At 37.5% G+C, this 8622-nt stretch carries 7 protein-coding genes; 5 read left to right on the top strand and 2 right to left on the bottom strand.

Going from position 1 to position 8622, the window contains the following annotated elements; genetic code table 11:
- Positions 1–1371, bottom strand: a 1371-nt coding sequence (locus tag BN358_RS21095; RefSeq protein WP_019230525.1) for a serine hydrolase, incomplete at its 3' end; no start/stop codon positions are given.
- Between the two features lie 230 nt (positions 1372–1601).
- On the opposite strand from BN358_RS21095, the gene BN358_RS21090 reads away from it, so the two are divergent.
- The 5 genes from BN358_RS21090 to BN358_RS21070 all read left to right on the top strand — a co-directional run bounded on the left by BN358_RS21090 (position 1602) and on the right by BN358_RS21070 (position 7101).
- Positions 1602–2543, top strand: coding sequence for an ABC transporter permease (locus tag BN358_RS21090; protein WP_019230524.1), 942 nt, complete (start codon positions 1602–1604; stop codon positions 2541–2543).
- Positions 2543–3391, top strand: coding sequence for an ABC transporter permease (locus BN358_RS21085; protein WP_019230523.1), 849 nt, complete (start codon positions 2543–2545; stop codon positions 3389–3391). Before BN358_RS21090 ends, BN358_RS21085 begins: the two co-directional genes overlap by 1 nt.
- A gap of 12 nt (positions 3392–3403) precedes the next feature.
- Positions 3404–4384 (top strand): ABC transporter ATP-binding protein, encoded by a 981-nt coding sequence (locus BN358_RS21080; protein WP_019230522.1) that lies wholly within the window; start codon positions 3404–3406, stop codon positions 4382–4384.
- The gene (locus BN358_RS21075) at positions 4377–5357 is read left to right on the top strand and encodes an ABC transporter ATP-binding protein (RefSeq protein ID WP_019230521.1); all 981 of its coding nucleotides are present in this window, start codon (positions 4377–4379) and stop codon (positions 5355–5357) included. The genes BN358_RS21080 and BN358_RS21075 overlap by 8 nt, the downstream gene beginning before the upstream one ends.
- Positions 5358–5481: 124 nt before the next feature.
- Positions 5482–7101 (top strand): ABC transporter substrate-binding protein, encoded by a 1620-nt coding sequence (locus BN358_RS21070; RefSeq protein ID WP_019230520.1) that lies wholly within the window; start codon positions 5482–5484, stop codon positions 7099–7101.
- Between the two features lie 53 nt (positions 7102–7154).
- On the opposite strand, the gene BN358_RS21065 is transcribed toward BN358_RS21070, so the two are convergent.
- Positions 7155–8177, bottom strand: coding sequence for a P1 family peptidase (locus tag BN358_RS21065; RefSeq protein WP_019230519.1), 1023 nt, complete (start codon positions 8175–8177; stop codon positions 7155–7157).
- Between the last annotated feature and the right edge of the window lie 445 nt (positions 8178–8622).

Genomic DNA, 8622 nt, shown 5'->3' with positions numbered 1-8622 from the left:
TGCTTTGCCGTTTCTGATTAGAAACCTCATGGTAGTGCGCTGTGTGTCTGGGTCATCAGCAGTTCTTGCGCTGAAAAGTGTTTCTTCACAATAATGCAATACTAAGTTTTCATCATAATAATTTGCAACTAAATTGGAATCATCATCTTGTGTTACAATGCAATATGAAGGCACAGCTTCTCTGCTTATATATGTTCCAATAATTGCTTCAGGCATGCTGAAATTTTTTCCTGAAGGTATTGCAAATGCATGAGATGTGTTTAGAGGCAGACCTAAAATTAAATTATAGCATGCCCATACAAAAGGCTCTGCAGAAACATCTCCCTGGTTACATAAAGCCGTCATAGAATAACCGCCCATAATTAAACCTCCATGAGTTGAAACACCATGAAGTCCACCGGAGTGTTCGCAAATGACTTTTCCATTTTTTGTTCTTTTATTTAATCCAAAGCAATAAAATGGGTAACGTGTTTCAGGAAATTCATGGCCTATGAGTATTTCCACTGCATGTGGGTCTATAATTTGCCTTCCTTCAAAAATACCGTGTTGTGAAAGCATTTGATAGTATTTTGTAATGTCTCTGGCTGTGGACTTCACGCAGGCACAACCGCGGTAAGGAGGTAGAACAGACCATATCTGATCCGCATACAGTTTCCCTTCATCATCTAAATCAAACAAATCAGCAATATCACCGTTTGCTAAAGCAACAGCTTTTTTGCCGTCTAAATCAAGCACTGTGCGACTCATACCAAGAGGCTTGAAAATTCTTTCTTCAAGAAATTTTTCAAGCGTCATTCCCGCAGCTTGGTCAACAACATAAGACAAAAGTGCATAAGCATCGTTTGAATAGCTCATGCATTCACCGGGAGCTCCCAAGGGTTCATATGCTCCGCTGTTTGAAATGTAATCTATTATATCATCAATTGTATCCATTTTGTTAGGTGAACTTTCTCTCAATTTTCGTGCGGCATCAGAATCTCTTCCTGACGTGTTCATTACAATTGACCATTCCAATGGGGGAATAGGAGGTATACCTGCCGTATGCATTGCCAAATGACGCAGGGTTACGCTTTCACGCGGAGTGCCTGGAATGGAAAAATTCGGAAAGTAATTTGTTACCGGGTCTGAGAAACTTAATTTTCCTTCAGTTTCAAGAATTGCACATGCAAGTGCAGTCATAGACTTGCTCATTGAGGCTATGCCATAAATGGTGTCAGTGCCTGCCTTCTTGGTTTTATTCATATCGCAGTAGCCATAACCTTTTTCAAATATAATGCCTTCAGGTCCTCTGACGCATACAGAAATACTTGGATACTGTTTTTCCTCAAATAGTTTTTCTAAATACTCATCAAGTTGTTTTGTATTGTACATTATAATCCCCCTAATTAATTTCCATATTTAAGCAAATGGTACAACAAAGAAAATCTGCTGTCAATAAATATATTTTGCTTGGAAAACTTCTAAAATTTGGCATAAATATTGCAAATATAAAATATAGTTTAGTGTGATGTACTCTCAAAAATTAAGGAGAAGCACAACAGACTATACAAAAAACGTTTACAATGTAATGATGCAAAAATTAAAAAAGGAGAGTTTCTTTCATGCGAAACTACATAATTAAAAGATTGGGAATGGGAGTGGTGCTTTTATTCTGTGTATCATTCCTGGTTTTCAGCATGCTGTATCTGATGCCGGGCGATCCTGTGACACTTATGGCAGGGCCATTGGCTAAAGCAGAAAATCTGGAGGGCTTAAGGATTCAGTATGGATTAGATAGGCCGCTGCTTGTTCAATATGCAGAATGGATGACGAACATTATTTTTCATGGTGATTTTGGAATTTCATACAAGTACAGAATAGCTGTGTGGTCATTACTTAAAAATTGCATTCCAATCAGTCTGAAGCTTACAGTTACAACCATGTTAATAAGTACAATTGTTGCTATTCCTCTGGGTCTTATGTGTGCGTATAAAAAAGACAGCTTGTTTGACCGAATTACGGTAAATATATCTTTGGTCTTTACAGCAATACCGTCTTTTTGGTTAGCGGTTTTACTGATGCTGGTTTTTGCAGTTAAGCTGAAGTGGCTGCCTCTAAGCGGTTATGAATCCTGGAAAAATTATATTTTGCCTGTAACGACAGGCGTAATTGGAGGACTTGCCAGTACCATTCGTTTGACTAAGTCTGAAGCGTTGGATGTCTTGCGTGAAAAATTCGTGACAACAGCTTACGCAAAGGGCCTGGATAACAATACAGTATTAAAAAGACATGTGCTTCGCAACTCATTGATTGTAATAACAGTAAATATGTTTATGTCATTGCCTTGGTTGATTTCTGGATATATTGTAATCGAAAAAATATTTGGTATACCTGGTATGGGTAATTTGATGATAAATTCAATAATTCAACAGGATTTCAACGTCGTACAAGCATGCATACTGATAATTACTGTACTTACAATAATCTGCAATATTTTAAGCGATATAGTTCTGGGCATCTTAGACCCTCGAATTAGAATTTCAGTTACAGGGGGAGACAAATAATGAATGAAAGTCCATCTAAAGAATTCATAAGTTCATGCTATAAAAATAGAAATTTTGTGCTAGGTTTTGTAATGGTATTGAGTGTAATAGTATTGGCCATATTTGCAAAACAAATTGCACCATTTAGTTTTGATGAAGCGCATCCCAAAGATATTCTGGTTTCTCCATGTGCAAAATACATATTGGGTACTGACAATATGGGCAGAGATTTGTTCAGCCGTATTGTTTACGGAAGCAGAATTACTCTTCAGGTTGCATTGCTGGGGGCAGGCCTTCAGCTGGTGTTTGGTGTAACAATAGGTTTGGTATGCGGATATTTTGGCGGATTGGCTGACAGATGTCTGACTTTTGTGGCAGATTTGACATGGTGTATTCCCGGAATGATCATGGCTCTTGCTGTTGTAACTATCATAGGGTCAGGTCTGACAAATGCAATAATAGCCATTGCAATTGTTAACTGGGCATCATACGCAAGAATGGTTCGAGCCAAAACAATGTCTATTAAAAATCAGGCGTTCATTGAAACGGGAATATCATTTGGTGAAAAGTCAATAGCCATTATGTTCAGATACATTTTGCCGAATATAGTTCCGATACTTATAGTAACTGTATCTATGCAATTGCCGGGCACTATCATGTCAACAACTACACTTAGTTTTCTTGGAGTTGGTTCACAACCGCCGTCACCTGACTGGGGTCTTATGGTCTCTGAAGGAATAAATTTTATATCACGCGGACCATGGCTATGCATTTTTCCTGGATTAGCACTGGTTTATACAGTATTTGGATTTAATATTTTGGGTGAAGGTCTTAGGGATTTGCTTGACCCAAGAATGAAATCACAATAGAAGGAGACGGATATGAGCGAAGAATTGCTTACGTTAAATAAATTAAGCGTAGATTACAAGGTTAAAGGCGGCTATTTATCAGCAGTAAAAAATGTTTCATTTACAATTAACAAAGGAGAAATTTTTGCGATTGTGGGGGAATCCGGATGCGGAAAATCTACAATAGCCCATTCTATTCTAAGACTTTTGCCTGAACACAATGAAATTATAAAAGGAAATATATTTTTTAACGGGGAAGATTTAAATGAATATACGGAAAAGCAGCTTGAAGGAATTCGAGGACGGGAAATAGGAATGATATTTCAAAACCCTCTTGATTCTCTAAATCCTGTCTATACTACCGGATTTCAGGTAGCAGAAGGGATAATGCTTGACAATGTTTCAAAAGAAGAGGCCTGGAACAGGGTTATAAAAATTTACAATGATGTTAAAATGCCTGATGCTAAAAAGCGTGCTCTGAGTTTTCCTCATGAATTGTCAGGGGGGATGAGACAACGTGTGATGATTGCCATGATGATCTCAAGAACGCCTCAATTATTAATTGCAGATGAACCTACTACTGCACTTGATGTAACTATTGAGGCACAAATATTAAGTATTATAAAAACTTTGAGAGATGAATTTAACACAGCAGTCATGCTGATTACTCACAATTTTGGGTTAGTTGCAGAGGTTGCCGATAAAGTAGCGGTTATGTATGCAGGAGAAGTTGTGGAGCAGGGAACGGTATTTGACATATTTGACAATCCAAAACATCCGTACACCAGACTGCTTATGAAAGCATTGCCGCGAAAGGCAAAATCAGAAGGCCGTTTGCAAACTATAGATGGCAGCGTTCCAAGGCTCACAGAAATCAATTCCGGATGCAGATTTGAAAACAGATGCCCATTTGTCATGGACATATGCAAATCTAAAGACCCTGACAGAAAAGATGTTACAGAGTCTCATTCATTTTATTGTCATTTAGAATGTGAGGTGAGGAATAATGAGTGAAGAAGTAATCGAATTAAAGAACCTTAAAAAATATTTTGCAATCAATAAAGGAATAAGCACAAAGAAGGTTTATGTAAAGGCAATTGATGATGTTAACCTTAAAATCAACAAAGGTGAAATAATCGGTCTTGTTGGAGAATCGGGAAGCGGAAAAACTACGTTGGCCAGAGTACTGTTAAACCTTACAAAGCCTACAGGTGGAAGCGTTGTGTTTAACGGGGTAAATCTAACTAAGGCTACAAGAAATGAAATGAAAAAATTGCGTACTGAAGTGGCAGTTGTTTTTCAAGACCCTGCATCAAATTTAAACCCACGTGACACGGTTATGAATTCAATTATGAGACCATTAATACTGCATGGCATGCCAAAAAAAACTGCCAGGCAAAAGGCCATTGATTCTTTAGAACTTGTAAAAATGGATGTCAGATACCTAAACAGCTATCCTCATCAATTGTCGGGTGGCCAATTACAGCGTATTGCCATTGCACGGGCCTTAGTTCTTAATCCGAAGGTTATGATATTAGATGAACCTACTTCTGCTCTTGATATTTCAGTGCAGGCGCAAATACTTAATCTGCTTTTGGATTTGCAGGAAAGCTTTGGACTGACGTATCTTGTTATAACTCATGATTTGAATGTAATAAGATACATAAGCGACAGGATTGCAGTAATGTATCTGGGGAAAATTGTGGAATTTGGACCTACTGAGGAAGTAATAAATAATCCTAAACATCCATATACAGAAGGTTTGATGGCAGCTTCTCCCATTATGGACCCTCATGACAGGGATAAAGAAAAATATATAATGCAAGGAGATCCTGGAAGTTTAATTAACCTTCCATCGGGATGTCACTTCCATCCAAGATGTCCTTATGCTTCAGAACACTGCAAAAATGATTCGCCTCAATTAATTGTTCTTCCTGACGGACATCAGGTTGACTGCCATAAATATGCTGCTGTGAAAAATATTTAAATATATTGGAACTGTTGCATTAAGAATATTTATGTCATCCTGAGCGTCAGCGAAGGATCTCATCTTTTGATATTAACGCAACAGCCTTATATAAATACAAAATATTTGCTTTAGAGGAGGAAAAATGAAAAAAAATAAGTTTGTCGCATTTGCTTTAATTCTTGCTTTAGTATTTTCTCTTGCAGGCTTAACCGGGTGCAGCACAGGTGCCGGAAATGAAGCTTCCACTGCACCTGCAGAAGGTCAGACATTGATAATTCAGGATTCAGCATGGGAAGGCGTGGACCTGTTCCAGGTATCATCCTGGAATGACATGCAGTGTCTCTTGGCAGACCCTATTCTTGAAAAGGATCCGGATACAGGAGCTGTGCTTCCTGGAATAGCTTCAGATTCTAAGTGGAGCGAAGACGGACTGACATGGACACTTACTTTTCCTGAGGGTATGAAGTATTCCACAGGTGAGCAGGTTGAACCGGAGGACTTTATTGCCAGCGTTGAATATGGTTTGGAAGTAAGCCCATATGCAGACGGATACCAAGCTATTGAGTCCATGGAAGTTGACGGACGAAATGTAATTGTTCATTTGAGCGATTACCAGGCAGATATGCAGTATAATTTCCAAAGCTGCTTTGTAGGTTTAATGGACAAAGATGAAATTGAAAATATGTCAGCTGATGAAAAATTGTGGGGATGTCATCCTTACGGAGCATATTATCTTGATGAATATCAACCGGGAGCATATGCAATCTTAAAGGCAAATGAAGGATACAAAACTCATAATCCAATGCTTAAAAATCAGGGACCATCTCCTGTAAAAACCATAAAGGTTGTGTTCTCAGGTGAAAGCTTTACATTTGCACAGGGCGTTAAAAACGGCGACTATGATGTTTTGTCAACAGTTCCTTCAGAATATTATGAAGAACTGAAGAGTGCAGATAATATTGATATGTTTGAAGCATATGGAGCAGAAGTAAATTACGCTGAAATTAACATGACAGATCCTATTTTCCAGGACATTAACGTTAGAAAAGCAGTTATACATGCTATAAGCAGAGACAATCTGGGAAGTTATTTAAGTGAATTTGAAAAACCTGCACACAGTCTTGTACTTCGAAAATGTCTGAATTATTCAGAAGAAGCAGTTGATTACTATGACACAAATTATGGATATGATCCTGAACTGTCCAAAAAGCTGCTGGCAGATGCCGGATGGACAGACACAAACAATGACGGGTTTGCAGATAAGGATGGAAATAACTTAGTGTTTGAATTTGACTGCAGAGATACAGAAACACCAAAGAAAGTTGCTCAGTCACTTCAAATAGATTTGAAGGCAGTTGGTATAGACATGAAGATTAAGACACAAAACTGGTCATATGTTAACCAGGATGTAGTTGATGGCAATTTCCAAATGGCATACTTAGGTTTAGGATGGTCAGAGCCATTCCTGTTGGTAGATAAATTCTGCAACAGAAATGCTGAATGTACAAATCCTGATCCTGAAAACTACAATGCAATGGTTGCTGCAGCAAGAAAGACTGTTGATTACGATGAAATAACAGAACAAATAACTGCTATACAGAAAAAGCTGTTTGATTATTGTACAATTATTCCTCTTATTGACAATAACGGATATCGTTGCTGGAGATCTGAAATACAGGGAATCGTACATACACCTACAGGGGGCTTTTATCTTGGAGATGTAGTTACTGATGCAAACGGAAATTTCAGAAATGTAAAATAATTGCATAAAAATGGCAAGTGTTTGCGCTTGCCATTTTTATATTCTAAAAAAATCTATAAATAGTCTCTTAATCCCTTTACTTCTTCAAGATATCCTACAGTGGTTTTTGCATGGTAAAGCGAGCTTATGATTGCTTCTTCAACAGCTTCTACAGAAGCTTCGAAAATCTTGTCTATGCTGTCATCAAAAAACATCTTTGTTTCAAGGATGTCTTTGGTGCTGTAGTGAGGAACCCTGTTTGCAGTTGTAAATGCTATGGCAACATCGCCACTGCCGTTTCCCATGTAGGAACCTGTTCTTCCAAGAGAAATAGCAGCTCTTCTGGCTACTCTTTTTAATTGTCGTTCACTTAGAGGAATGTCCGTTGCTATAATAATTATAATAGAGCCCTCATCCTTTTTAATGTCCTGGATTTCTTTTATTTTTATTCCCATGTGGTCTCCGCCGATTATCAGGTTTCCTGAAGAACCGAAGTTTGACATTACCAATGCACCTATGGTGAACTCTTGACCATCAACATTTACGAGTCTTGAGGCAGAACCTAAGCCGCCTTTAAGACCAAGGCAGCACATTCCTGTTCCGCTTCCTACAGCTCCTTCTTCAAAGTACTCTGATGGTGAATTAAGAGCTTTTAATACATCCTCTTCCGTAATGTGAAGACCTCTGATGTCATTTAACCTTCCGTCGTTACATTCTGTGACAAGGCAATTTACAGTTCCGGTTGTAATACCAATGTCATTGTTTTGTTCCAGCATATATTTTGTCAAGGCTGTTGCTGCAGTTCCAATACTGAGAGTATTGGTCATAATGATTGGAGTTTCAATTGTTCCCAATTCTTCCACTTGTATTAAGCCCATGCTTTTTCCAAATCCATTAAGTATAGCGGAAGAAGCCATAACTTTATTTTGGAAAACATTTCCTTCATGTGGGAATACTACAGTAACGCCTGTATTGACATTTTCTCTTTGCAGAGTTACATTTCCGACTTTGACACCTTTTACATCAGTAATAAGATTTTTTTCCCCCTTTCTATGTTTTTCATATAATTTTAAGCCGCTGTTAATCGGTAGACCCATTTTGTCCTCCTTGGTATAATCTTTCTGAATCAATATAAACACAAAGACTTATTTCGTATGTTCTCATGAAGACTCGTGTAATATGATGATTGCATTTTTTGTGCCAATTTTAATAATCATAATAATTAAAAAAAGACTGTTGGATGCTGGAAAAAACTTATAATTTAAGGAAATTTAAAATTTATCTTATGCAGTGGCATGAAAATTACTTGTTTAGTCCTGATTATCATACTTTTGTCCTGTTTTAACCGATTAAGTCATAGGGGACGGTTCTTAATAACATTGAAATTTCCAAAGATTATAACTGTTTTATGACACAGGATTAACATAAAAAAAGACATGCTGAGAGGCATTAAAATAAACTTTAAAGAAGTATATATAAAATGCTTTCAAAATATTGAAAAATATGATAAACTATTAACAAAAGCCGATTTGGGGGTAATGA

The sequence above is a fragment of the Sedimentibacter sp. B4 genome (genome assembly GCF_000309315.1).
Lineage (GTDB): Bacteria > Bacillota > Clostridia > Tissierellales > Sedimentibacteraceae > Sedimentibacter > Sedimentibacter saalensis.
This window is presented reverse-complemented; position numbering and strand designations above follow the sequence as displayed.

Excerpts from the sequence above, each read along its gene's own strand:
- BN358_RS21090 (WP_019230524.1), top strand. The coding sequence starts at position 1,602 with ATGCGAAACTACATAATTAAAAGATTGGGAATGGGAGTGGTGCTTTTA.
- BN358_RS21080 (WP_019230522.1), top strand. The coding sequence starts at position 3,404 with ATGAGCGAAGAATTGCTTACGTTAAATAAATTAAGCGTAGATTACAAG.
- BN358_RS21070 (WP_019230520.1), top strand. The coding sequence starts at position 5,482 with ATGAAAAAAAATAAGTTTGTCGCATTTGCTTTAATTCTTGCTTTAGTA.
- BN358_RS21065 (WP_019230519.1), bottom strand. The coding sequence starts at position 8,177 with ATGGGTCTACCGATTAACAGCGGCTTAAAATTATATGAAAAACATAGA.
- BN358_RS21085 (WP_019230523.1), top strand. The coding sequence starts at position 2,543 with ATGAATGAAAGTCCATCTAAAGAATTCATAAGTTCATGCTATAAAAAT.
- BN358_RS21075 (WP_019230521.1), top strand. The coding sequence starts at position 4,377 with ATGAGTGAAGAAGTAATCGAATTAAAGAACCTTAAAAAATATTTTGCA.